Source organism: Pelosinus sp. sgz500959, from assembly GCF_042610375.1.
GTDB lineage: Bacteria > Bacillota > Negativicutes > DSM-13327 > DSM-13327 > CTSoil-075.
This window is the reverse complement of the sequence record NZ_JBGJZL010000008.1, coordinates 1-23,250: the sequence shown is the minus strand read 5'-3', so window position 1 is coordinate 23,250 and position 23,250 is coordinate 1. Positions and strand designations below refer to the sequence as shown.

Sequence of the window (23,250 nt, the reverse complement as noted above, 5' to 3'; positions counted from 1 at the left end):
GACAAAAGACGGATGCGCTAACATCCGTCTTCTCTGGGCACTCCCAGCAGGAGATAGTAGGCTACACTGTGGCCACAGATTTAACGGGCTACTATCTCATATCCATTTTAAACCATGGATGGGGGTGTCGGCAATGAATAAAACAAACAAATGTTCTATAAATGGTAAAAAAAGTTTACTATTACAACATCAGGCTACTATTTGTGAAGGTATTCAAGAGTCAAAAGCAAAGTACCGGAAGATTGTACAGGCTGGAATTGCCCGATGGATAAGTGACTTTCAAAAAGGTGCAATACAGATCAATAGCGTTGATGATCTTAAAAAGCTGATTGAGCTTGATATAGAACTTCAGCGTGATGACTTGTAGTGGAGGTGGGTGATATGTAACATGGCGAGACCTAGAAATCCTGATAGGGACAGGGCTTTTAAAATCTGGAGAGGGAGTGACGGTACAGCAAGGTTAAAGGATATTGCTGATGAAATTGGAATTCCAGATTCGCGTATCCGAAAGTGGAAAACAGAAGATAAGTGGGATGAAAAAATAAAGGAGCGCTCCGATTCAAATAAAGGAGCGCTCCTAAACTCTAATAGGAGCGCTCCTAAACGTGGCGCTCCCAAAGGTAGCCAAAATGCCAAAGGTCATGGCGCTCCAAAGGGCAATAGAAATGCTCTTGGCAATAAGGGTGGGAATGGTGGTCCTTTCGCTAATAAGAATGCGGTAACCACTGGTGAGTATGAAAGCATCTGGTTTGATTGTCTTACCGAAGAAGAGCAGATACTTTGTAATACAATTAATACGGATACTCTAGCTCAAATTGAAGGAGATATTCGACTAATTACCTTGCGTGAACGTCGGATGATGGAGCGCATAAAAAAGTTAATTGATGGTTTAACTGAAAAGGAACGCAAGGTATTACATGAATTACATGTAGAGAAAAATCCGATCGAAGTATACGATGAGAAGACTGGTAAGAGTAAAGTTGTAGTAGTACCTGAAGCCAGGCTTGTAATTACTGAGGTTACTGAGACTGAGTATCGTAAAATTGACGATATTTTAAAAGTTGAAGAAGCACTTACCCGGGTGCAGGAGAAAAAAACACGATTACTGACACTTAAAAATAGTGTTGAAATTACTAATAGATCCGAGGAAAGGCAACGTTTGGAAATTGAAAAGTTAAAAGCTGAAATTGCCAAACTCACTGGGGCCGATGATCCAGAGGAAGATAACAGCAATAATTTCCTAGATGCATTATCTGGCAAAGTACAAGAAGTGTGGGACAATGAGTAATAAAATTACATCATTCAAATTTAAGCCCTTTTCCGATAAGCAACTTAAAGTACTTACCTGGTGGCTGCCAAACTCACCATATTGTGATTATGATATGATCATTGCTGATGGGGCTGTACGGTCTGGTAAAACAATATCCATGTCACTATCATATATCATGTGGGCCACAGATACTTTTGATCAAGAAAACCTAGGTATGGCTGGTAAGACGATAGGTTCTTTTAGACGTAATGTGCTGAATCCTCTTAAACGTATGCTAAAGGCCATGAAATATCGTGTTAAAGAACATCGTGCCGAGAATATGTTTGAAGTTCGTAAAGGTAGAAAAGTTAATTATTTTTATATTTTTGGCGGTAAAGATGAACGGTCGCAGGATCTTATCCAGGGTATCACTCTAGCCGGTATGTTCTTTGATGAAGTAGCATTGATGCCTGAGAGTTTTGTCAATCAGGCCACTGCTCGTTGTAGTATAGAAGGATCAAAGCTATGGTTCAACTGCAATCCTGCAGGACCTTATCACTGGTTTAAAGTTAATTATATCGATATGATAGCTGATAAAATTGGTTTGCATCTGCACTTCACCATGGATGATAACCTCTCGTTGAGTAAAAAAATTAAAGAGCGTTATCATCGTATGTACACGGGAGTATTTTTTGATCGGTATATACGTGGTCTATGGGTCATGGCAGAAGGTATCATTTACGATATGTTTAGTGAAAAGGTACATGTAGGTGATTATGCAAATACAACTTACAGTAAATATGCGGTATCAGTCGATTATGGTACAGCGAATCCCTGTACATTTGGTTTATTCGGTATTGATGGTAATACGTCATATATGGTTAGACAATATTGGTATGATAGCGCTAAAAAAGGTAAGCAGAAAACAGACAGTGAGTATGCTGATGATTTTGAGGAGTGGATTGGCGATATTAAACCAGCTATCATATATGTGGATCCGAGTGCAGCATCTTTCATTGCTGAACTCAGGAAACGTGGTTACAAAGTGGTAACAGCTAAAAATGATGTACTTACAGGAATACGTTTTGTCTCAACATGTTTGAGTACAGGACGTTTTTTTGTTGATCGATTATGTGTTGCTGCTATAAAAGAATTTGTATCCTATGTATGGAATGTAAAGGCTCAGGAAGTTGGCGAAGATGAACCTTTAAAGCAAAATGACCATGCGATGGATATGATAAGATACTTCCTTTTCACCTATTACACCAGATTCCAGGCAGTATCCGCAAGAACATAGGAGGTGATTTTTTTTGTGGACCTATTTCAAAAGCAAGATTATAAATTCTTAACTGATGCTTATTATGGTACAGGTGGATTTAAAGACGGGAATTATTTGGTTCCGCATCCTAGGGAAACTCCAGAAAAGTATAATCAGCGTAAAGAGCTCAGCTATTATCTTAATTACACTGCTGCTACGGTTAATTCTCATGTTGATCCTATATTCCGTACAGAGCCGTCAAGGGAATGGGCAGCAAACGATTTATTTTCAATCTTTGTACAAGATTCTGATACCATGGGTACAAATTTAAGTCGGTTCATGAAACGTGCTGCATTGAATGCCAAATTGTATGCGGTAGCTTTTATTATAATTGATAATGTAGCCAATCAACCAAACACCCTTGCAGATGCTATAACTCAGCGTACTCTGCCTTATGTCTATATAGTAAAACCTGAGCAAGTAACCAACTATACGACAAATAGCAAGGGCAAGTTGATTAGCATCACATATGAGGTAGCTGGTGAGGAAAACATCAATGAAAATAAGTCGATTACTACTTGGGAATGGACTGAAACAACTTGGAAAATGTGGGGTAAAGAAACCAAAGAAGGTAAAAACTTTATAGGTAGATTGCCAGTTGTACCATTGTTTTCCAAGGCCATGGATAATGGAAATATTAAACCTCAGTCTGAGTTTTATAATATTGCTAGGACTAATAAGCGACTCTTTAATCTTTGTAGTGAGATTGATGAATTGATTCGCAATCAGGCTTTTAATATCCTCACATATCCAGCTGGGGAAGGACAAACACAGATTGAAGTTAAAGAAATTACTGTTGGTACCGAGAATGTAATGTCATATGATGGGCAGCTCTCGAATAAACCTGAATTTATTGCTCCATCTTCCGATCCTCTGCAACAATTAAGAGATGAAAGACAAGATCTAATCCAAGAAATCTATCGCATGGCTGAATTGAGTCATGTTACAGGTGTTCAACAAAAAACATCTGGTGTAGCCAAAGCGTGGGACTTTCAGCAAGCTAATCAATGCTTGGTAGATATGGCTCTGAATTGCGAAGGTGCCGAGCGTCAAATAGCAGAAATCTTTGAGTTGTTGACTTCATCAAAACTTAATTATAATGTTAAATACTCGGATGACTTTGGTATTGTTGATGTGACAGGAGAGTTAGATAATATCAGTACTGCATTAGGTTTAAATATAGGTAGTAAATTTAATACGGAAGTCAAGAAAAGGGCTGTGTCGGTATATCTTAATGATATACCAGAAGAGCAGTTTGATGCTGTAGTTAAGGATATTGAATCTCGTGGCCAAGATGAAACATATAGCTTCAATGGTGCGCAAGTCACGTCTGCAGTTGAGGTCCTTCTTGCAGTGGCGGCTAAGACTCTGGCCCCTGAAACCGCAAAACTGATGTTAATGGCATTCTTCGGACTTGATGAGGGTAGGGCTGGTCAAATGGTCGATGCTCAGAAAAATGCAGAAGCACCATCAGTACCGGTGACAGCTAATGCCCAGTATTAATGAAAGCAGGTACCGGGCTAAACTTGAGGAAGTATTGGCATCATATTCACTCTCGCTTGTTAACGATGCAAAAAAACTAGCTAATGAAGCCCTAAAAAACATACAAAGCGGTATGCCAGTCAATCAGGCCATCGATAAGGCTTTGAATAGTACTGGTTTTTTTGTTGCCAACAATACGGCCACGATTGATGCTATTTATATGGCTGCTTGTGCTGGATATGGCATTCTTCCTGAGATCGTAGCTAATCCTGGTAATATCAAAGCAAAATTACTTAAGGATTCATGGGCGGGCGATGGCATGAAGTTATCTGATCGTCTCCACGGTACCAGTAAACAAATGCGCACAGACATCGTCGACACTGTATCTGCATCCATGCGTAAACAAGATACATGTGTTGAGATGGCCAGAACGCTATATGATGGGTATGGCGCGGATGAGGTGATTACTAAGGCAGAATTACCGAAGTATCTGGACAATCTTAGAAAGGCAGCTAGGGGTGTAGCACAGGGCGATGTTTCATCTTACAAAGAATTTGAAAGAACTCTGAAACAGGTTGAGCAACAATTGAATAAGCTGGCCCGAAATGGTACTCCTACGTTAGCACAGAAAGATGGATATAGGCTTATGGTCGAAGCATCTAAGGCACTGGGCAATAGTACTATGGATCCTAAAAAAATAGAGACTCTAAAGCGCAAATTGAAAAAACAGGGGCTTGATTCCGTTGCTGATTTAAATCAGGCTATTGCTGATGTTAATAATAAAGCATTAGACAAAGCTGCGAGAGTAGCAATTGAAGAACGCACCAGGTATCATGCCGAGAGAATCGCAAGGACTGAGAGTGCCCGGGCGTGGTTTGATGGATTTATTGCTCAGAATCATGATAATCCTGATATTGTAGCTTATAAGTGGGTTTTATCAAGCCGTCATAAGCATTTACCGTTTGATATTTGCGATGTGTACGCTAATGCTGATTTTGGACTTGGCAAAGGTGTATTTCCTAAAGATAAGGCGCCGAGTATACCTGTTCATCCACATTGCATGTGCTCTTTACTTAAGGTGTATAATGGCGATCTACCTCATGCAGCAAAATTTGATCCAAGTAAAGCTAGTAAGTATATTGATAGTTTACCAGATGATAAGAGAAAACTATTATTAGGCGTAGGCGGTAACAATGTTTATGATGGTGATAATTGGACGATGTTAGCACGTAATCATAACGGGTTTGGTAAGTGTGAATCAAGACTTTCTGCGAAGGATTTTGAGTTGCAACTTTTTTCTGATGATACTAAAGAATACCTTGATAAAGCCGTTGCAAGTGGTATAATTAGTAAAAAGGATTTAGAAGCGCCTAAATATACGAATAAATTTAAAAAGACTGTTCAGCAATTTATTGACAAGGATGTTCAAATTCATTCACTTGATAATTTACAGACAAGACAATGGTATATTGGGAAAGAAAAAAGTATTCCCGATACTATCGATACAACATTATCCATAAAAGAACAGGCATGGCAAGCTTTTGAACTAAGAAATGCTATTCGAAATAGAGCCCGAGATTTAATGTCTGATCTTGAAGCCACTGCAGGGCTTAGAGTTTCTGATCCGAATCGAACGTGGGAACAAATAATCGCAAGGCAATTAGAAAAAGGATTTATTGGCGAAGAGATATGGTTGAGTATAATTAGTACTTCACAAAAATCGAGATCGAGCGTTAATAAATCATTAGGTTTAGAATAAGGACGGTGATTACTATGTCGCGAATAATTAAGCATAACCAAGGAATGGAACTAGAATTTGAAGATATAAATACTTGGGAAGACTTTGAATTAATAGCTAATATCTTAGAAAACAAGGTTCATGCTGTTGCATCTAAGAAATTAGATGGTCCTTATTCTAGGTATTGGAATTTTAATTTTAAAAATCATTCTTTCGAACTTAGGCATGATGATTTTGAGGGAAATAGTATTAAAGTAAATGAAAGATCTGATGCTAATATTTTATTCTTGGATGATTTAGCGAACAAAATTATAATAGAATATAAAAATCATTAACCACCTTGTATTATTAAGGTGGTTTTTATATTGTCTTAAAGGATGTGAGTACGATGTAACCGCACCAGACCGCTACAAATTTGTGAGCGGTTTTTCTTATGTCCAAATATAAAGGAGGAATCAATTAATGCCATTAAAAGAACTCTTAGAAGCCCTTGGAAAGCTCCAAGACGGTCAAAAATACGTTGATGCTCTTAATGCCATTATCGCCACTAAGGATGGCGATTTAACCAAGGCTAAAAATGACTTGAAAACCACTAAGGCTGCAGTGAAAGAGTCTGAAACAAAACTCAAAACAGCCACGGAACGTCTTGGTAAATTACAGGACCATTTAGGTATTGAGGATGATATAGAAGATCTGGATACCGCCTTAACTGAATTAGCTACTGCTAAGCCTAAGGGCGCTGATGAAAAACTATTGAAACGCTTACAGAAGCTTGAAAACGACCGTAAAAAAGATAAGGCCGATGCAGATGCCTTGCTAGCTACTGAACGTGGTAAACGCCATGATGCTATGAAAAACCAAGCTATCATTTCAGCCCTTACTGCTGGCAAAGCTATCAAGCCTGAGAAACTGATTGCTCTCCTACAAAACTCTGTCAAAGTGAATGATGATGATACTCTTACTTTCACAGATGAAAATGGTAGTGAGATTGCTATCAATGATGGTGTGGCAGCGTGGCTTAAAGCTAATCCTGAATTTGTTTCTAATACTCAAACGCCAGGCGGTGGTTCTGCTGGTGGTAATGGAAGTACTGGTGGAAATAATGATTTTGCTAAAAACCTAGCTGCTGAAAATAGCAAAGGCGTTGAAGCGTCAAGCAAAGGTCAAGAAATCTATTTCGGATAAAAATTGGAGGTAAAATTATATGAAATTCACTCAAACTGATTATTTTAGTACAAAAACGATTCTTAAATTCCCTGATCATTATGTTGGCGTAGCTGTGACGGTAGATGATACCGATATTGCAGCCAATGCTGATGGAAAAAAGATCGTACCAGCTGGCACGATCGCGGGTGGTATTGGTGGTAGCGTACTTGCTGATAACACAAGAATGGTCCAGGAGAAGAACAGTGCAGGTGCAATTGGTGTTGATAATGCTGCCGTAGATGCAGAGGGCGTATTATTATCTTCTGTTGATGTAACTTATGGGCCTGCCGCAGGAACGATCATTGTCCATGGTTTTATCGATAAATCAAAGCTGCCAACAGCTCCGCATGCAAATGCTATCACTGCTCTTAAGGGCAGTGTATTTTTTATGGGAGGTAATGTATAATGCCAGATATTTTTGATTTAGTAGATGCAAAGAATATTGCCACGTACTATACGGAGTTGCAAACCAATAAAGTCCCTTATTTAGGTGCTACGCTATTTCCAAGTCAACGGGTAATGGGCCTTGATCTTAAATGGTTCAAAGGAGCCGATGGTTTGCCTGTAATGCTTGCACCTTCTAATTTTGATGCGAAAGCAACTACTCGCGATAGAATTGGCGTATCTGCGATTGAAACCGAAATGCCTTTCTTTCGTGAGCAAATGCGAATTGGAGAAAAAGATCGACAGGAAATCTTAAAAGTAACTGCTAGTAGTAATGCGGATATTATTAAGCCGATTATTACTAAAATTTATAATGATCGCGTGAAGCTGATCGATGGTTCTGATGTTGTTGCCGAGCGTATGCGCATGCAACTATTGTCTACTGGTAAAATTGCTATTTCAGCAAACGGATTGAAATTTGATTATGATTACCGTATGTTATCTGCTAGAAAAGTTACTTTAACAGGCACTGATCGATGGTCAGATCCTACAGCAAAAGTCGTCCAACAGATCATGGGATGGCAGGATAGTGTTGAAGAAACTACAGGTATCCGTCCTAAACGTGCTATTTGCACTCGTAAAACTTGGGGATATTTGCTCAAAAATGAAACCATTCGCATGGATATGAACCCCGTGAATGGTGCAAATCTAATTATGACGGATTCTTTACTTAAATCATATTTGCTAGAAAAATTAGGACTGACTATCGCTGTGTACACTAAAATGTATGCTACTAGCGTTGGTGGTGCATCCAGTTTATTTTATCCAGATGATAAATTTACTTTGATTGGTGATGGTAATTTGGGTAATACCTATTTTGGTACTACGCCTGAAGAAGCTGATCTGCTAAGTGGTGGGACAAATGCTCAAACGCAAATTGTTAATACTGGTGTGTCTGTGACGACATGGAAAGAGATTCACCCAGTAAACTCTATCACATTAGTGGCTGCAGTCGTATTGCCTAGTTTTGAAAGCATTGACAGCACATTTATTGCAACTGTGGCATAAGGAGAGGTTTTTTACCTCTCTTATCTTTTTGAGAGGAGGTCATTATGGATATAACATTATTGTCTGGTGTAGAACAGGTAATTAACTTAGGTATTGACACATCTATAATAACTATCATTAATAATGGCAAGCGACCAATCTATGTAAAAAATAATGCATCGGTTATTATCGGTGATAACGCTGCTTATATAGTTCCAGCTGAAACCGCTTACCGTTTAAATTTTAATACTAACAACTGCCGATATTTACATCTTATTAGTGAAAGTGAATCCGATGTAGGTATTGCCATTCAATCGATATTTAAATCCATCCACAGGGGTGATCTGGTTGCAGGAGTGGAAACCTTTATTGATTTTAGGGAACCGGTTAGCAAATACACTGTGATGAATCTTAGTGCAAGCGATACATTATATTTTGCAGTAGAAAATACTGCAAGCATCGATGGTCCAGGGACGATTGAGCTCCCTCCTGGCGTTATTATGAGTGATGATAATGTGGCGGTGCAGAAAATACATTTAATCAGTGGTGGTCCTGCCAGATATCAAGTTACTGGGCAGGTGAGATAATGGAGTTTAGTAGAATAGGTGGAGGATTAGGCGATAAGTCTATTTCTGTCTCTACTGGTGAGAGTGATGCTGGCAAAACAGTTGTTTTAAATGTAAAGGGAAAAATAGATGAGTCTATGTTGCCTACAACTTTAACATCACAATTAACCGCAATAAATACTTTGGTAGGTAGTATAGATTCAGCCCTTGCCGCTATTATAGGAGGTTAATACTATGACTATTGCTGACAAACTTGTTTGTATAACAAATACCAAGAAAGCCATTAAGGACGCAATTGTTGCTAAAGGAGTTGCTGTTCCAGATGGAACGGTTTTTTCTGATTATCCTGCTAAGATAGGAAATATATCTGTTGGTGGAGCAAGTAATATTCCAAAATTAGTTATGAGTTCTAAAGTCGAGACTGGTCAAGAAATTAATGGTGGCCAGAATAATATTATTATAAATCCACCTTTAATTAGTGTTGGATCATCTGTTACTGCTATATAAAAAAATAGAAAAGGGGTTATGAAATGAATGTTACTGAACAAGATTATGATTCAATTAGAGAATTAGGTAAAAAATTACACATACCTACTCCAGAAATGTTTTGGAACTTTAAAATTGAAGATGATAAATCAGACAATGTAATTCATGAGCATGATGAGAGAGGACATTCTTGGGTAAGAAATGCTTATAATCATTTAGTTTGCCAAATGTGTGCTATTGGAACATATGGCACATATGGAGCAGGTAATATTAATATTAAAACTGTATCAGGATCAACTATTTCATCAAATCCATATGCTATAGCTATAATGCCAGCTAGTGTTGAATCTTCTGGATCTGGTTATTGTGCTACAGCAGGTGATGACAATATGGGGATAGTAGTAGGAACTTCTACTACAGCATTTAATTTTGATCAAACGGCTTTAGTGTCAAAAATAGCAAACGGATCTTCTTCTGGACAATTATCACATCAAGCATTTTCTCCAATAGTTAAAAATTATGATTCTACTTCAAAAACATATACTGTAACTCATTCTAGGGTTTTTAATAATAATGGATCTTCTACTATTACGATCAATGAAGTTGGAATATATGCAACACTTGGATGGGGTGGTTCGACTGCTCAAACTATGACAACTAGAGATGTATTAGCTACTCCAATTGTAGTTCCTCCTGTATCAAAAGTAACTATTACATATACATTATCTGTTGCTTTTCCTGCGTAATGAAATAGTGGTCTGTAACTGGTTGATGAATTTATTATTGGTAGACAGGTTCATTAATTTATTTTTGGCATTAGCAGAATTGTTTTTTTTAATATGGCAAAGCAATTTTTAATAATAAGTAGTAATGCAACCGCTAAAGGTTGGACAATATCGGGTTAATGTGGAGGTAAAATGCGAATAACTTCAACAACCAACGGCATTCGTGAACTTATTCAAGCCTTCGAACGCTCCCCCAATGTATTTGCCAAGCATATAAAACTTGCCTTGAACCAAAACCTAGGAGATGTGCAGAACGAGGCTAAGCAAAACCATAGGTTTACCGCTAGGTCAGGGATGCTTGAACGATCTATACAAACTAAGGATGCTGATAATAATTTATCAGGCAGTGTTTATCTTGATTTAAACATCGCAAAGTATGGAAAATGGGTGCATGACGGTACACCAAGGCATTTAATAACCCCGACTAACCGAACATCATTACGATGGGCGACTGGTGGGGGTTTTAAATTTGCCAAGAAAGTGATGCATCCAGGTACTAAGCCTGATGAGTTTTTATATCAGGCTCTTGAAAGAAAAGAAGGTTCAATTCAACAACGTTATGTGGATGCTATATTTAAAGCAAGAAATGAGGTGGGATTATGAGTTATTGTGAATTAGTTGAGATTAATGATACATTACTGAAAAAATCAATGGTGCAGTCGGATATCGATGAAGGTACTGCCTATGTCGACGCAGTGGTTCAAGGTTTTGGTGTCACTCTTAAAACTCCTGTACCATATGAAATTAAACAACTTGCTATTTCTTACGCTTGCATGCGTAGGGCGTTATATCTATCTGCTAAACCCGTTCAAAGCGATGTTGATGCGTACGAGTTGAAGCGTAAGGCATATGCAAAAGATGTGCAGGAATGGGAATCAAAGCTGACTATTGAATTGCTCACAGGTGGTAAGCAACAGCCTAAAAGCTACTTTAATATGACCATGAAGAGGAATTAATATGTGGTGGAAAATTATCAAAAGCATTACAGATCATATGGTAAATGACTATGATCTGAGTAGTATTCCTGCACTAACAGTAAAAGCTGGCATTGAAGGTGGTATTCCTGATTATCCCGCTATTCGTGTTTGTAGGGGTGGGGAGCGTAATACTAATATTCTCACTAAAGGACGCGGTACCGTTATTGTCTTAATTGATTGCTGGGAAGGTAGTGATGATCAAGACCCTGGCGTAGCGTATGAGCTAATTAATAATTTGGAAGAAAAAATGATTAAATCACTCATTGATTGGTTTGAAATAGCACCTACCCAATTAAAAGTTAAGTTATCACTTGAAGATGATACCGATACTGATGCAGACGGTGAAATGTTTAGACCGACGGTAGGAAGTACTACAAGGTTAAAAATTAAATGGAATAAGTGAGGTAATAAAGATGGGTTTAGGAGCAAATGTACTTAATAAAGATGATATTTTAATGGGGACTGGTATTCTGTATATCAACGATATCAATGTTGGCCAGCTAAAAGGCGATGTAGTATTCACGCCAACTGCTGAATTTAAGGATTTTGAAGCTGGCATTCCAAAACAAACAGTAAAATCGCAGAAAACCAAAGAAGGGGCTACGTTGAAAGCTGGTGTAGCTGAATTGAATCCTGAGAATATGGCCCTTGCTTTAGGTACTAATACAATTACATATACTGAAGGTGAAGTGTTGTCTACGTCACCAGAAAGCGTTGTTTTTGGTTCTGGTACAGTAGCATTAAAAAAGAATCGTCATATCAATACAGTAGTTGTTAAAGTTGGTGAAACGACTGCGGTTCTGGACACCGATTATGAGATTGTAAATGCTGCATCTGGTAAGTTACGGCGCATTGAAACAAGTACAGTTATTACTTTAGGTGCTACCGCAACTGTGAGTTATAAATATCGTAAGTCGGCTAAAATCACTTCTGGTGGCGGAGCTACTTTGCCTGAACTTCCTTGCCGCTATGTATATGCTAGTCCAGATGGTGATCAGGAAATTACTTTAAATATCTACCTTGGTCAGCTCAAAGGTGGGCAGGCTATCACCTTCAAAGAAGATGACTATACTGTCAATGACTTTGAATTAACGGCCACTAGTGATACCAGTCGCCCAGCAGGTGATCAGCTATATAGCTGGCAGTATGATTATCTATTTAACTAATTAATTATTAAATAAGAGGTAGCTAAAATGCTACCTCTTTAAATTTGGGGAGGAATTAACATGGCAAAAGTAACAGAAGATCAAATGAATGAGGCATTAAATCCAGGACTATCTAAAACAATTATCCTGATTGGTGATGAAGAAAATCAAAAATCTATCAAAATCAAAATTATGTCGGCCCGTAAAGAACCTATCTTTATTCGCGATTTAAAAAATATAGCTGTGTCTGCTACTGGTAGTGTAGATACCAGCAAATTAACCATACAGAATTTAATCCCCTTACTTGATAATGTGCCTACGGATAAAATCGCAGTTCTTGCTGCACAAGTTACTTTTAACTCTGGAGAATTCGAAAGTGATACTGACTGGCTCTTAGACAACTGCTCAACGGCGCAATTGATTGAACTCGTTACAACACAGATCAATAAGCAAGGGTATCTCGATTTTTTGCTACGAATGATGGCAAAACTGAGTCTTGGGAAAGTAGTCTAACCATCATTGAGTATGCTCTTGAGCATGCGATAACAACGGAACAGGCTCTAGATATTTTGTCGAGACCTCTTTTGATTTTGCATAAGTACTTGAAGGATAAAAAGAAGTTCGCTGAGATCAGACAGCGGATTCAGAAAGGAGGTAAATAGATGCTCCAAGAAATTAACGTACTTCTTACTGCAAACATTATGGATGTGTTGGCTAAATTTGTACAACTAAGACAAGAGGCGGCAAAGTTAAGAGAAATAGATAATATCAATGCAACACCTGACATTAATATTGATCAAAATGCGATTAACACAGCACTGCAAAATAGTATGCAGCCAGTGGATGTAAATGCCAAACTAACATTAGGATTCAATCCAGTGGAACTTGATCTATCAGCTGTTAGTCTAGCCGATATCAATAATGCTATCAATAGTAAGCTTTCCAGCATAACTTCTGCAATAAAACTTATTATCAATCCTGATCCCATAGAAATTAATACAGCAAATATTAGTCAAGCGGATGTTGAAAATGCTTTAAATGCAAAATTGAGTAGTATAACAGCACCGTTGACAGCAACTATCAATCTTAGTGGAATTATTAATACAGATGCACTCAATACTGCAGCTATCAAGTCGGCGATCGATGCGAAGATTGCAAGCGTGGGGAGTACATCCGTTAATCAAAAGACAACTATTGTTATTGATCCGACCATTGACACATCACAAATATCTACTGGATCACTCAAAAGTGCTATCAATAATGCCCTGGCCATGATCGGCAATTTAAATACTGCTCTAAATACACAAATTGTGATCGATATCGGTATTGCTACGGCACAGAATAAATTAAATATACTAATTCAACAAGCTCAACAATTAATTTTACTCTTAGGTGGTCCTATTCTTGTAAATATCAATTCTAGCACAAGCATGGCTCTTATAACACAGCTTCAAGCGCAGATAGCAGCATTACAAGCACAATTAAATAATCTTGGTGGGAACGGCGGAGGTAGCGGAGGCGGCGGTGGTCCAGGTGTAGGTTTACTTAGTAATTTAAGAGGTATATTCTCTCAAGTTGCAGCTATAATGGGTACTGTTATTGCCCTTAAGTGGTTTGCTAATGTCAATAGTGAAATAGAGCAGTACCGTATGCAAATTGGTGTACTAGTCAAAGATGTGCAACGAGCGGAAGATGTTCTTCAAGAACTCAAAACATTTGCTGATAAAACTCCATATGAAACTGGAGAAGTTGTTAAAGCTGGTAAGCAATTAATGGCTGCAGGGATATTTGATTATACAACTTATTTAAATACTGCAGGAGATTGGGCGGCTGCAGTTGGAGCAAAGTTAGAAGAGACTGTAGGTGCAATGGCTCGGGCTAATGCTGGTCAGTTTGGTGAGTCTATCGAGCGAATGAGAGAATTGGGCATATCTACCCAAGATTTATGGGCGCAGGGTTTGCAGTTTAGTAAGAGTAACGAGTTCTTGGGTACTGCTGATCAACTCATGACTGCCTTGAATAATATTGTTCGAGATAAAGCTGGCGGTATGATGGATACGCTCAGTCAGAGTTTTACAGGGTTACTATCAACTCTCGAGAGTGCTAGTAAAGATTTAGGTATTGCTATCACTAGCCCGATTTTTGATCTTACTAAGGCAGCCATGTCCTCAATGGTTGACATGTATACTTCTTTTAAGAATGGTGGTGGGTTAACTGATTTAACAATACGGGTACAAAGTGTTATTGATGCTCTTATGGCTGCTTTGAGCAGAATAGGCGAAGCTTTGTCTCGTTACGTGTCTATGGATAACCTTTCATCTATATGGGATAGCATCAAAAACGCTATTGGGTATGCCGTAGATGCTCTTAATATGTTTTTCGTAATTATTGGTGAAGGTGTAAATGCTATAGCGTCTTTTAGCGGAGGTATGTCAATTTTAGGCGGTTTATTTGGTGTTACTGCAGATGGTGGAGATCGCCTAACATATGTATTTGATCTTGCATCGCGATTATGCGGTGCTTTTGCTTTAGGGCTAGCTACTATCGCGCTAGGATTAAAAGAGATTGGTGCACTTATGCAATGGTCATCTGATGTTATTGAATCTGGATTTAAGCAAGCTAATGCAAACTTGGCTGAGAATACCGCTAAAAATGGTGAGTGGTATATGAAACAATATAACAATATTCAAGGACTTGATAAAGCCACTACTGAAGCGAACAAAAGTAAAGGGAAATCCGATCAAGAGTTGGCTCAAAAAGCCATGGCGGATGCTTTTGCCAATGAAAAACGTGTACAGGCTGAAATTCAAAATGATGAAAAAAGAGCCGATATCAAGTCTCGCCTTAACAAAGCAATGGGCATGGACAGTGTAGAGCTGGCCAAAATTGAATATGAAGCGTCACAAAAAAGCTTAAAAGCTACGATTGAAGCAGAAGAAATTTCTATTAAAGTAAAAACTCAAGTAGCGCAAAAAGCTTTAGCGGCCGCTAAAACCACTGAAGAACGAACAAAGGCAGAGCAACAACTTGCTGATGTGCAGAAACAATCTTTAACGGTAGAGGAAATGAAAGCTAATGTTGCCGAAAAGCAAGCTGCTTATTATCAAGCTGTGATCAACAAGCAAGCCGAGCTAGGTAAGTTTGCATATTCTTCAATGAAATTATCTGCTGAAGTTGCTGCTATCGAAAAAATGGGTGGAGATGCAACTGTTAAACGATACGATATGGTGAAAACGGCCATAACTGAATATTTATCAGAGGTCGATAAAATTAGATTGTCACAGATGGCTGTTAGCGATAGTACTACTAGGATGAACATAGCCATGTCAAACATTACTGCTCCTAAGTTCGTTGAAACAGGTTCAATTTGGACTGAAAAGGAAAAAGAAGTCGTTGGTTATTGTCAGGCGGTTGGAGTGAATCTGCAGGCCATTGAACTGATGAATCAACAACAGGATAGCAATGAGAAGATTAATAATGTCAATCGGCTTGCTGAGCGATTAAATATTCTTAGGGCTATGTTGCAAAATGAGAAGTTAGGTGCCGAGCAACGTAAACAGTTGATCATAGAAGAACGGAGTGTGTTTGCTGGATATACCAAAAGCATTACTGATGGCATCACCGATGCAATGAATAAGATTCAGGCTTTACAAAATAAAATTATGAGTACTGCATCGCAAGCTTCAAGCTTGTTAAAAGATGTAGATGGTAGCCAAGCTGATTTTCAGAAACTAGCAAACGCTGGAGTTTCAAATTATTTGAGTATACCAAAACCCACACTTGATGATATGAAAACTTACGTATCTTTACAGAAGCAGATCCTTGCTGATAGCGGAGGAAAGATTACGATGTCAGATTTGGTTAAGCCAAGTGATGTGATGAGAGCTAGCCTAGAATCAATTGAAAATAGTAAAGACGCCATAGTTAATCTAAGGGCGAATCTGGAGCAGTTGCAAGCAGAAGTAGCTAATTATGGTAGAATGGCGGCAGTTGATTACTTTGCCGAATGGAATGGCTATATTGAACAATTAAAACAAACTATAGGTAGCGCATTATCTTCAGTAGCTATTGGATTATCTGTTGACACCACTCAGGCAATTCAAGCGGTTAATCAGTTTAAACAACAATTTACGGACACTGTGAACGGTATGCAGTCTCAAGTAAATGTTGAACTTCCTAAACCTACTGTCAACTACAATACCTTTCAACAAACATTTCAGGTCGGTGTGAATATCCAAGGGAATACACTCAAAGATTTAGGTGATGCTGTTGATAATGCTAGGAATTTATTCGGTCAAGAATTAAAATCAGCCTTCGAGGAGGCGAATGCACAATATGGGTTTTAAGATTGGTGAAGTGGAGAGTATTGGAGATCCTGCAGGTTGGTCAGAAGTTCCTGATGATAGAGTTGTCAGGACTCCTTGTATCACAGGAGTATATGTTGAGGATCTAGGTTGTGCAGATGATGGGGCTGTCGTGCAATGCTCCATCACTGTCACACTAGATGATTATGAAGTACTCCGAGGGTATAGGCGGAATAAGACACCAGTAACGGTAGTCAATCATTATGGTGAAATTGTGGTCGATGCCAAATTTAAAATCAATAAAGTTAGCTTTGTTGATGGCGCGCCGTATCGATTGGTTGAGATTGAAATTTATAAATAGGAGTTGATTATATGTATTTGCATGTATATAAAAATAACCCCACAGAAGGGGGAGTAGATGGAAGTCAGGTATCGGAAGGCACTGAGTTAAATCCCATTACTACCAGTGCATTAAATGGCACTAATAATGAGGAATCGGCATCGATTAAATTAGCATTACGGTGTGATACAGGATATAATACGTCAGGAAATACTACAGTGGCACCTATGGGCGCATCAGCGAGTAAATGGACATTATCTATTGACGGTACGACTTGGGGAGCGTATGGCGCAGCACTGACGATCAGTACGGTTATTGGCGTAATAAATACTGTTTTTTATTGTAAGGCTAAGGCTGTGAGTGGCGAGAGTCCTGCAAATGATGTTAGTGTAGACTTGCAGATTAGCGGTAATGTTGTAGCGGTGTAATTATGGCTGCTATTAACATTACACGACAATCAACGGTAACTTTAACTGATGCTGGAATAGCCGGCCCACCTGGTACTGATCCATTAGACATTTTAACTGACGGAAATTTGAGTAGTGGGTACGTTATCTATGCTCAAGGAGCAAGTTTAAGCATAACATTCACATTCCCATCGGAAAAAAACATCAGCGCATTTAAGCTTTGGAGCTATTCGGCAGGTGGTACTTTTACATTATTTGCTGATGGTATACAAGTTGAAATAATAACAGGGGCATCTACTAATTGGTTACCTGAATGGTCTGGTACAGCAACAGTTTTAACTGTATCATCAACTACAGCTATCACTGAGGTAGAGATATTGGATAATCCTGCACAAACTGATCCTGTTGCGTTTAATTCCAGAGTTGATACAGTACGTCAAGTATCTGATACTATAGCAATTAATGCAGATACTCTTAGACCTATATTTGTCCCAGTTGTAATCAACGCTAATACCAAACGTATAATCGTTCAATATATCACGGCTGCAACAAACGGTATAAAATCAATATCAATTCAGACTGGCATGCAATCGCTGTCAGATCGATTTACAATTGAATCCGTAGATCAATCATTTGCTGGTACGGATAATTTCACAGGATCCGCTGCAGGTTTTCAATTCCAATTTGAAAAAGCGGAAACACGGGAATCTATATCGTCTATGGGCACTACTTATACAACGACTGGCAGACCTGATATGAGTAATTTTCTATTTGGTAGCGTTCGCATGAATGTAGGTTCATACATTTATAACGGTGGTCGTGTTATTAATGCAACGGCAAAATCACTATGTACCATGATTGGGGTAGACGCATCAAACATAACTAACTTTACACCGCTTGGAATTGGTAGTTTGGATGAAGATACAGGGATTTTTAAGATTAAAGAAAAATCAAAGAAAGCATTTCTGGATAAACTTTTTGGATGGACTGGCGATTTCGCTGATCGTCAAATTTATTATACGAATCGTAATGGTAAAGTTGTTGCCAATGAGGTGCGTAAATATACAATAGTTTATGATCTTAACGATAAATCAAAGTATAGAGTTGAAAATAGCAACATTCAACGGCAAAGAATTAGGAAATTTGTAGATACTAGTGAATCGAGCGATGATGATCCATCAACACCAACTAAAGGCGATTCAGTAATAACAATTAATCCAAATAGCTCGCCATTTTCAGGTACTACCACATTTGGAGAATCATCATTAACTTACTCAAATGGGTTATTAAGGCGCGAAGTTGCAACAGATTCAACTACCACCTATGATTATGAGCCTGCGAATTCCTCTGCATTTAATAGTAGTAAAAATGTGTTAAAAAGTAAAAATACATTAAGCACCGACGGTACCAAGCGTTCAACTACAACTTACGAGTATGATGTTGAAGTTAAAGGAGCATATGAAAGTTCTGATGTAGATGTTTCGCTAACTTCTGAAAATACAATCGTTGAAAATAAAGAGAATGGAGTTTGGACAATAGAATCCAACCATAAAATATACCATGTTCCCCTGGGAAATGGTTTTTTCGGTCAGCGAGTTGTAGAAATCGACGGAGAAAATCATGTTACCGTTGCAAACTCAATCAGTCGTGGTAGCCCTGGAGGATTAGCAAGCATGTATACAATTGAGCGATATGCAGGCTATACTATTACCCCTCCCGATAATGTAGAAAAACCGAAGGATTTTATTGGAGAGCTATGCTACCCCGTTAACATTCCAGTTGCGGAAATTAATATCGTCAATGATTTGATTGCCGTTATTAATTGGATGGATAAAAAGATCGAGGAAGTTATAAATCTATCAGTGGTTATATTACCAGGTGCAGATTTAGTGGATGCGGTGCAAGGCGCATTGACCTATAAAGATAATTTGTATTATATCCAGTCTACAAACGCGACAGTTAATGACAAAGGTACGCGGCAACAAATAACTGCAATCAGGTGGTATTAATATGAGTATGTATATCCAGCAAGCAATCAATTTGTATGTCCAAAAAATAAGAGAGTATAAAGATGCCGCTGAAGCCAAAGGTATTAGAATTGCAATTTATCAAGGCAATGGGCAGGTTAGTCTAGGAGGAGTGATGTATGGGATTGAAATGGCTAATGATGTGCATTTAAGACATGGACAAATTGTGTATGTAATATTAAATCAAGCTGGTACTAAGGCAGTGATTATAGGATGATTCAAGTTAAAATACTAGGTACGCTAGGAAGTAAATATAATACTTCAGATGGGATTAAAACCCCGGTTGGTAATGCTCAACATCGTATTGGTAGCGTAGCGTGGTGTGATGGTGATTATTTACTTGGGGGGCAACAATTTAGTAGTCGGATACCGTATATACCATGGTCAGGAGATGTGTATATAGAGGCGTGTACTGATGGATTTAAATTATCCAGCATCGATGATACGGGTTTTGTGATTAGAGGTAAAAAAGATATACAATGGTCAATTTATACAAAATTTATCTACAATGATAAACACTGGGCGGTATTTTCCGCAACTACATCAGGTTTGAATATTATTACAAGTGATACTGATGAGAGTAAAACTATATTATTTCCAGATGGAGCAAATTTGTTTAGTTTTGATACGTTTACCGCAGAATATATTGGAGATGATTTTTATTTTCAGTATGCTGTAGAAAATAAGGATGGATACATATCTAAGTTTATTATGATTTATTATAAAAATTTTGGCGAAATAGACCGTGTTGATTTTACTAGTTTTATATCTAATTTTGAGTCAAGTTATTTAAATGCGATTGACACTCACATACAGAATTTTATCTCAGAGATAATGAATATTGATTATGTTATTAGTAATATGACTAATAAACAAGAGTCAGAAGAATGGGAAACATCATTTGATATTTTAGAAGGTTATGATTTAACAATAACTGACACGTTTACATATAATAAAGAGTCGCCTGCAAGTTTTACATATGACATCAGTAGTTTTAATATTAACCATGTAAGAATCGGAACAAATTTAGTAAGTTTTGACATTAGAAATAAAAAAATTAAATTAACGGCGGATATTAGTTTTAATTATAATGGTAAAGATACCCTACCTACTGCTACCGTTGAATGTGCGAATGGAGAAACGCATATCGGTACTATATGTAATCAAAAAAAGTTAATATATGACGTGAATGGATCATATTATGATGATCGGGATCAAGTTCGATCAATAAATACTATTACTAACAGAAAAATAACAAGTTTATCTACTAATGTAAGTGTATCTACTTTTTCAGCATCAAGCGATACTGGAATAAATACAAATGATATTTATGTAGCGTTAAATCTTTCGTCAGATATCAGTTTCACACCATTGTCACCTTATGAAATAATAGAACCTAGATATATTAATAATACTGATAATGGTAGTCGTTACTATAAAACAGGCATGTTATACGGCAGTTGTCCTGCTCCGAGTCGTGAATACGGTACCGCTCAAGAGCAAGAATCTATCAGAACAAAAGTTGAAGTGATTAATAAACAGTACTCAGTATCAACTCAGGTAGATGATATTGAGTGGTGGAGGGTTATACATATTACCTTAATAGATATAATCAATAATATTAATTATGATTTAACACCTATGTTGGCTATGATTATTGCGAATAATGAGTATCACGATCATATAACTAGTGCGGAAAATATGTTAGTATCTGACATTGACGAAAAGAGAATTTTATTTTATATCACATTTAGTGGTGTTAAATCATTTTATTTCATAATCTCAAAAGACACTCACGACATAAAATATGTAGGTCAGCATGATAATGTTATACAAAATAAGCAGTTATTTAAAATCCCGATAGCAACAGCAAGAAAATTTATTAACCAGATGCAAGAAAAACTATAAAAGATGGTGATTATATGCCTAGAGAACCATGCCACCAATAAGGTGGTTATTTTTATGTTATTTTATGGGGGTGGGGGATTGGGAACTAAAACGGAATATTTAACAGGCGCAGCCGTATCTTTTGTAGGTACGGCTCTTACTTATGCCATTGGCGGATTTGATCAGTTGTTAATCGCATTAGTTATATTCATGGTACTTGATTATTTGACAGGAATCATGGCAGCCTACGAGTGCAGTAATCTCAGCAGTAAGATTGGTTTTAAGGGGATTATCAAGAAAATATTTATTTTTGTGTTAGTGGTAATGGCACATCAAATTGACCTAGTCGCTGGACAGGATATGCTTGTTAGGACTATGGTTACATGGTTCTTTCTTGGGAACGAGGGACTGTCAATATTGGAGAACGCAGCAAAGATGGGTGTGCCAGTGCCAGGTGCACTGAAAGAAAAATTAGTCCAATTGACAGAACAAAAAAATAAATAAAAAGGGGAATTAAATTATGAAAATTTGTATTGATCCTGGCCATGGTGGTTCTGATTCTGGTGCAAGTGCATTAGGAATCAGAGAATGTGATATTGCTCTAATTGTATCAGGTAAAGTTAAGTCATTCTTAGAGAATGTCGGCTATAATGTAAAACTAACTCGCGAAACTGATGTTGACGTGTTCGGTCCATATGCATCGCTAGTTGACGAATTGCAAGCTAGATGTGATATCTCTGACGATTTTCTAGCGGATATTTGTGTATCTATTCATTGTAATGCTTTCAATACTCAAGCAAAAGGTACTGAAACATTCCATTACTCAGGGAGCCCTAAAGGTGCTCAATTAGCTAAATATGTACAAGATCAAATTATTGGTCTTGGTGGTCTAATAGATAGAGGGATCAAAGACACTCCTTTGTATATGACCAAACATCCAGTGGCAACAGCAATATTGATTGAATTAGCTTTTATTGATAATGAGAAAGATTATGCTAAACTGAGCGATCCAGAATGGCAGAATAAATTTGCAGCTGCCATCGCAAGGGGGATAACTGATTATGTTGCTAAATAGTTTAACAACGAGAGATAAAATCATCATCGCGCTTGTTTTAATATCGTTGTGTGTATTGTTCTATTTTGCAGTGCAGGAACGTAACGAACTGATAAACAAACGTCAGCAGGCTACGGTCATGGGTCAACAGCAGGCAACAGATATAAAAAATTTGCAGAATCAATTGCAAATCAGCAACCAAAACGCTCAGATGTTAGCAGATTTTATTAAACAAGCTCAGGCAAGTCAAATACAGCCAGTTAATCATTTTACAGTCCAGGCCCCAACTGTGCAGGTAGCTACCGATCAAGTAGCAAGCCGGATTAATGCAAAAGATCCCACGTTGCCACCACAGGCACTCGAAAAAACAGATAATACAATAGTGACACCTCACCAATTAACACAAGCAGAGATTGATAAGGCTAAAAAAGAGAATGAAGCTAATAAAGGTACTGATAAACCTAAAATTAACGAAGAATATGGTGTTAATGTATTTAAAAATAATAACTATCGTAATTGGGAGTGGTCTACTGGTTATGGCCAACATTGCGGAAAAGGTTATATCCCTATAGGACTCCAGAGGAATTACTCCAAGGATAATGCGATAGAAGCGGAGGTCCACTTAGATACTGGTATGCCTAAGAATGTTACCGGTTGGGAAGTAAAGCAGGTTTGGAAGACAGATAAGTTATTCTTTATGTTTTAATGATTAGTGCAAAATTTATATAGTTATGCATATCAAGTCCCTATCAGGTCGTAATTGACTTGGTAGGGGCTCTTTTTTATTTTATGTCAAATTAAAATTATTTTAATGGAAACACTATTATTAGGAGGCGATAACAATGCTT

At 37.8% G+C, this 23,250-nt stretch carries 27 protein-coding genes; all 27 read left to right on the top strand.

What is annotated here, in order from left to right:
• The first annotated feature begins 133 nt into the window (after positions 1–133).
• The 27 genes from ACAN52_RS13355 (at position 134) to ACAN52_RS13225 (ending at position 23,108) form a co-directional block, all read left to right on the top strand.
• Complete coding sequence (locus tag ACAN52_RS13355) at positions 134–367, top strand: hypothetical protein (protein ID WP_378955395.1); 234 nt, start codon at positions 134–136, stop codon at positions 365–367.
• A 21-nt stretch (positions 368–388) separates the two neighbouring features.
• The gene (terS, locus tag ACAN52_RS13350; RefSeq protein ID WP_378955394.1) at positions 389–1,288 is read left to right on the top strand and encodes a phage terminase small subunit; all 900 of its coding nucleotides are present in this window, start codon (positions 389–391) and stop codon (positions 1,286–1,288) included.
• Entirely contained in the window at positions 1,281–2,546 is a 1,266-nt protein-coding gene (locus ACAN52_RS13345) for a PBSX family phage terminase large subunit (protein WP_378955393.1), read from the top strand. The genes terS and ACAN52_RS13345 overlap by 8 nt, the downstream gene beginning before the upstream one ends.
• A 15-nt stretch (positions 2,547–2,561) precedes the next feature.
• Positions 2,562–4,070 (top strand): hypothetical protein, encoded by a 1,509-nt coding sequence (locus tag ACAN52_RS13340; RefSeq protein ID WP_378955392.1) that lies wholly within the window; start codon positions 2,562–2,564, stop codon positions 4,068–4,070.
• The gene (locus tag ACAN52_RS13335; RefSeq protein ID WP_378955391.1) at positions 4,057–5,808 is read left to right on the top strand and encodes a hypothetical protein; all 1,752 of its coding nucleotides are present in this window, start codon (positions 4,057–4,059) and stop codon (positions 5,806–5,808) included. The genes ACAN52_RS13340 and ACAN52_RS13335 overlap by 14 nt, the downstream gene beginning before the upstream one ends.
• 14 nt (positions 5,809–5,822) lie before the next feature.
• Positions 5,823–6,122 (top strand): hypothetical protein, encoded by a 300-nt coding sequence (locus ACAN52_RS13330; protein ID WP_378955390.1) that lies wholly within the window; start codon positions 5,823–5,825, stop codon positions 6,120–6,122.
• A gap of 127 nt (positions 6,123–6,249) precedes the next feature.
• A complete protein-coding gene (locus ACAN52_RS13325) occupies positions 6,250–6,972 on the top strand; it encodes a hypothetical protein (protein ID WP_378955389.1) in 723 nt (240 codons plus the stop codon).
• Positions 6,973–6,991: 19 nt separating this feature from the next.
• Positions 6,992–7,399, top strand: coding sequence for a hypothetical protein (locus tag ACAN52_RS13320; RefSeq protein ID WP_378955388.1), 408 nt, complete (start codon positions 6,992–6,994; stop codon positions 7,397–7,399).
• Positions 7,399–8,445: a major capsid protein gene (locus ACAN52_RS13315; protein WP_378955386.1), complete on the top strand. Its 1,047-nt coding sequence runs from the start codon at positions 7,399–7,401 to the stop codon at positions 8,443–8,445. The genes ACAN52_RS13320 and ACAN52_RS13315 overlap by 1 nt, the downstream gene beginning before the upstream one ends.
• Positions 8,446–8,489: 44 nt before the next feature.
• A complete protein-coding gene (locus tag ACAN52_RS13310; RefSeq protein WP_378955385.1) occupies positions 8,490–9,011 on the top strand; it encodes a hypothetical protein in 522 nt (173 codons plus the stop codon).
• Positions 9,011–9,220, top strand: a complete 210-nt coding sequence (locus tag ACAN52_RS13305; RefSeq protein ID WP_378955384.1) for a hypothetical protein — start codon at positions 9,011–9,013, stop codon at positions 9,218–9,220. Before ACAN52_RS13310 ends, ACAN52_RS13305 begins: the two co-directional genes overlap by 1 nt.
• 4 nt (positions 9,221–9,224) lie before the next feature.
• Positions 9,225–9,497: a hypothetical protein gene (locus tag ACAN52_RS13300; protein WP_378955383.1), complete on the top strand. Its 273-nt coding sequence runs from the start codon at positions 9,225–9,227 to the stop codon at positions 9,495–9,497.
• A gap of 23 nt (positions 9,498–9,520) precedes the next feature.
• A complete protein-coding gene (locus ACAN52_RS13295) occupies positions 9,521–10,222 on the top strand; it encodes a hypothetical protein (protein WP_378955382.1) in 702 nt (233 codons plus the stop codon).
• Positions 10,223–10,393: 171 nt separating this feature from the next.
• The gene (locus ACAN52_RS13290; RefSeq protein WP_378955381.1) at positions 10,394–10,864 is read left to right on the top strand and encodes a hypothetical protein; all 471 of its coding nucleotides are present in this window, start codon (positions 10,394–10,396) and stop codon (positions 10,862–10,864) included.
• Positions 10,861–11,217, top strand: a complete 357-nt coding sequence (locus ACAN52_RS13285; RefSeq protein WP_378955380.1) for a hypothetical protein — start codon at positions 10,861–10,863, stop codon at positions 11,215–11,217. Before ACAN52_RS13290 ends, ACAN52_RS13285 begins: the two co-directional genes overlap by 4 nt.
• A 1-nt stretch (position 11,218) precedes the next feature.
• Positions 11,219–11,641, top strand: a complete 423-nt coding sequence (locus tag ACAN52_RS13280) for a hypothetical protein (RefSeq protein WP_378955378.1) — start codon at positions 11,219–11,221, stop codon at positions 11,639–11,641.
• A 10-nt stretch (positions 11,642–11,651) separates the two neighbouring features.
• Positions 11,652–12,404: a hypothetical protein gene (locus ACAN52_RS13275; RefSeq protein ID WP_378955377.1), complete on the top strand. Its 753-nt coding sequence runs from the start codon at positions 11,652–11,654 to the stop codon at positions 12,402–12,404.
• Between the two features lie 60 nt (positions 12,405–12,464).
• Positions 12,465–12,896 (top strand): hypothetical protein, encoded by a 432-nt coding sequence (locus tag ACAN52_RS13270; protein WP_378955376.1) that lies wholly within the window; start codon positions 12,465–12,467, stop codon positions 12,894–12,896.
• 149 nt (positions 12,897–13,045) lie between these two features.
• On the top strand, positions 13,046–16,729 hold the full coding sequence (locus ACAN52_RS13265) for a hypothetical protein (protein ID WP_378955375.1): 3,684 nt from the start codon (positions 13,046–13,048) through the stop codon (positions 16,727–16,729).
• Positions 16,719–17,048 (top strand): hypothetical protein, encoded by a 330-nt coding sequence (locus ACAN52_RS13260; RefSeq protein ID WP_378955374.1) that lies wholly within the window; start codon positions 16,719–16,721, stop codon positions 17,046–17,048. Before ACAN52_RS13265 ends, ACAN52_RS13260 begins: the two co-directional genes overlap by 11 nt.
• A gap of 11 nt (positions 17,049–17,059) precedes the next feature.
• Positions 17,060–17,455: a hypothetical protein gene (locus ACAN52_RS13255; RefSeq protein ID WP_378955373.1), complete on the top strand. Its 396-nt coding sequence runs from the start codon at positions 17,060–17,062 to the stop codon at positions 17,453–17,455.
• A gap of 2 nt (positions 17,456–17,457) precedes the next feature.
• Complete coding sequence (locus ACAN52_RS13250; RefSeq protein WP_378955372.1) at positions 17,458–19,443, top strand: hypothetical protein; 1,986 nt, start codon at positions 17,458–17,460, stop codon at positions 19,441–19,443.
• A gap of 1 nt (position 19,444) precedes the next feature.
• On the top strand, positions 19,445–19,678 hold the full coding sequence (locus ACAN52_RS13245; protein ID WP_378955371.1) for a hypothetical protein: 234 nt from the start codon (positions 19,445–19,447) through the stop codon (positions 19,676–19,678).
• A complete protein-coding gene (locus ACAN52_RS13240) occupies positions 19,675–21,369 on the top strand; it encodes a hypothetical protein (protein WP_378955370.1) in 1,695 nt (564 codons plus the stop codon). Before ACAN52_RS13245 ends, ACAN52_RS13240 begins: the two co-directional genes overlap by 4 nt.
• A gap of 54 nt (positions 21,370–21,423) precedes the next feature.
• Positions 21,424–21,852 (top strand): holin family protein, encoded by a 429-nt coding sequence (locus ACAN52_RS13235; RefSeq protein ID WP_378955369.1) that lies wholly within the window; start codon positions 21,424–21,426, stop codon positions 21,850–21,852.
• 16 nt (positions 21,853–21,868) lie between these two features.
• Positions 21,869–22,423, top strand: coding sequence for an N-acetylmuramoyl-L-alanine amidase (locus ACAN52_RS13230; RefSeq protein WP_378955368.1), 555 nt, complete (start codon positions 21,869–21,871; stop codon positions 22,421–22,423).
• Positions 22,410–23,108, top strand: coding sequence for a hypothetical protein (locus ACAN52_RS13225; protein WP_378955367.1), 699 nt, complete (start codon positions 22,410–22,412; stop codon positions 23,106–23,108). The genes ACAN52_RS13230 and ACAN52_RS13225 overlap by 14 nt, the downstream gene beginning before the upstream one ends.
• Positions 23,109–23,250 lie beyond the last annotated feature (142 nt).

What these genes read in the sequence shown, in the direction of transcription:
- ACAN52_RS13355 (WP_378955395.1), top strand. Translation starts at nt 134, where the DNA reads ATGAATAAAACAAACAAATGTTCTATAAATGGTAAAAAAAGTTTACTA.
- terS (WP_378955394.1), top strand. Translation starts at nt 389, where the DNA reads ATGGCGAGACCTAGAAATCCTGATAGGGACAGGGCTTTTAAAATCTGG.
- ACAN52_RS13345 (WP_378955393.1), top strand. Translation starts at nt 1,281, where the DNA reads ATGAGTAATAAAATTACATCATTCAAATTTAAGCCCTTTTCCGATAAG.
- ACAN52_RS13335 (WP_378955391.1), top strand. Translation starts at nt 4,057, where the DNA reads ATGCCCAGTATTAATGAAAGCAGGTACCGGGCTAAACTTGAGGAAGTA.
- ACAN52_RS13330 (WP_378955390.1), top strand. Translation starts at nt 5,823, where the DNA reads ATGTCGCGAATAATTAAGCATAACCAAGGAATGGAACTAGAATTTGAA.
- ACAN52_RS13325 (WP_378955389.1), top strand. Translation starts at nt 6,250, where the DNA reads ATGCCATTAAAAGAACTCTTAGAAGCCCTTGGAAAGCTCCAAGACGGT.
- ACAN52_RS13320 (WP_378955388.1), top strand. Translation starts at nt 6,992, where the DNA reads ATGAAATTCACTCAAACTGATTATTTTAGTACAAAAACGATTCTTAAA.
- ACAN52_RS13315 (WP_378955386.1), top strand. Translation starts at nt 7,399, where the DNA reads ATGCCAGATATTTTTGATTTAGTAGATGCAAAGAATATTGCCACGTAC.
- ACAN52_RS13310 (WP_378955385.1), top strand. Translation starts at nt 8,490, where the DNA reads ATGGATATAACATTATTGTCTGGTGTAGAACAGGTAATTAACTTAGGT.
- ACAN52_RS13305 (WP_378955384.1), top strand. Translation starts at nt 9,011, where the DNA reads ATGGAGTTTAGTAGAATAGGTGGAGGATTAGGCGATAAGTCTATTTCT.
- ACAN52_RS13300 (WP_378955383.1), top strand. Translation starts at nt 9,225, where the DNA reads ATGACTATTGCTGACAAACTTGTTTGTATAACAAATACCAAGAAAGCC.
- ACAN52_RS13295 (WP_378955382.1), top strand. Translation starts at nt 9,521, where the DNA reads ATGAATGTTACTGAACAAGATTATGATTCAATTAGAGAATTAGGTAAA.
- ACAN52_RS13290 (WP_378955381.1), top strand. Translation starts at nt 10,394, where the DNA reads ATGCGAATAACTTCAACAACCAACGGCATTCGTGAACTTATTCAAGCC.
- ACAN52_RS13285 (WP_378955380.1), top strand. Translation starts at nt 10,861, where the DNA reads ATGAGTTATTGTGAATTAGTTGAGATTAATGATACATTACTGAAAAAA.
- ACAN52_RS13280 (WP_378955378.1), top strand. Translation starts at nt 11,219, where the DNA reads ATGTGGTGGAAAATTATCAAAAGCATTACAGATCATATGGTAAATGAC.
- ACAN52_RS13275 (WP_378955377.1), top strand. Translation starts at nt 11,652, where the DNA reads ATGGGTTTAGGAGCAAATGTACTTAATAAAGATGATATTTTAATGGGG.
- ACAN52_RS13270 (WP_378955376.1), top strand. Translation starts at nt 12,465, where the DNA reads ATGGCAAAAGTAACAGAAGATCAAATGAATGAGGCATTAAATCCAGGA.
- ACAN52_RS13265 (WP_378955375.1), top strand. Translation starts at nt 13,046, where the DNA reads ATGCTCCAAGAAATTAACGTACTTCTTACTGCAAACATTATGGATGTG.
- ACAN52_RS13260 (WP_378955374.1), top strand. Translation starts at nt 16,719, where the DNA reads ATGGGTTTTAAGATTGGTGAAGTGGAGAGTATTGGAGATCCTGCAGGT.
- ACAN52_RS13255 (WP_378955373.1), top strand. Translation starts at nt 17,060, where the DNA reads ATGTATTTGCATGTATATAAAAATAACCCCACAGAAGGGGGAGTAGAT.
- ACAN52_RS13250 (WP_378955372.1), top strand. Translation starts at nt 17,458, where the DNA reads ATGGCTGCTATTAACATTACACGACAATCAACGGTAACTTTAACTGAT.
- ACAN52_RS13245 (WP_378955371.1), top strand. Translation starts at nt 19,445, where the DNA reads ATGAGTATGTATATCCAGCAAGCAATCAATTTGTATGTCCAAAAAATA.
- ACAN52_RS13240 (WP_378955370.1), top strand. Translation starts at nt 19,675, where the DNA reads ATGATTCAAGTTAAAATACTAGGTACGCTAGGAAGTAAATATAATACT.
- ACAN52_RS13235 (WP_378955369.1), top strand. Translation starts at nt 21,424, where the DNA reads ATGTTATTTTATGGGGGTGGGGGATTGGGAACTAAAACGGAATATTTA.
- ACAN52_RS13230 (WP_378955368.1), top strand. Translation starts at nt 21,869, where the DNA reads ATGAAAATTTGTATTGATCCTGGCCATGGTGGTTCTGATTCTGGTGCA.
- ACAN52_RS13225 (WP_378955367.1), top strand. Translation starts at nt 22,410, where the DNA reads ATGTTGCTAAATAGTTTAACAACGAGAGATAAAATCATCATCGCGCTT.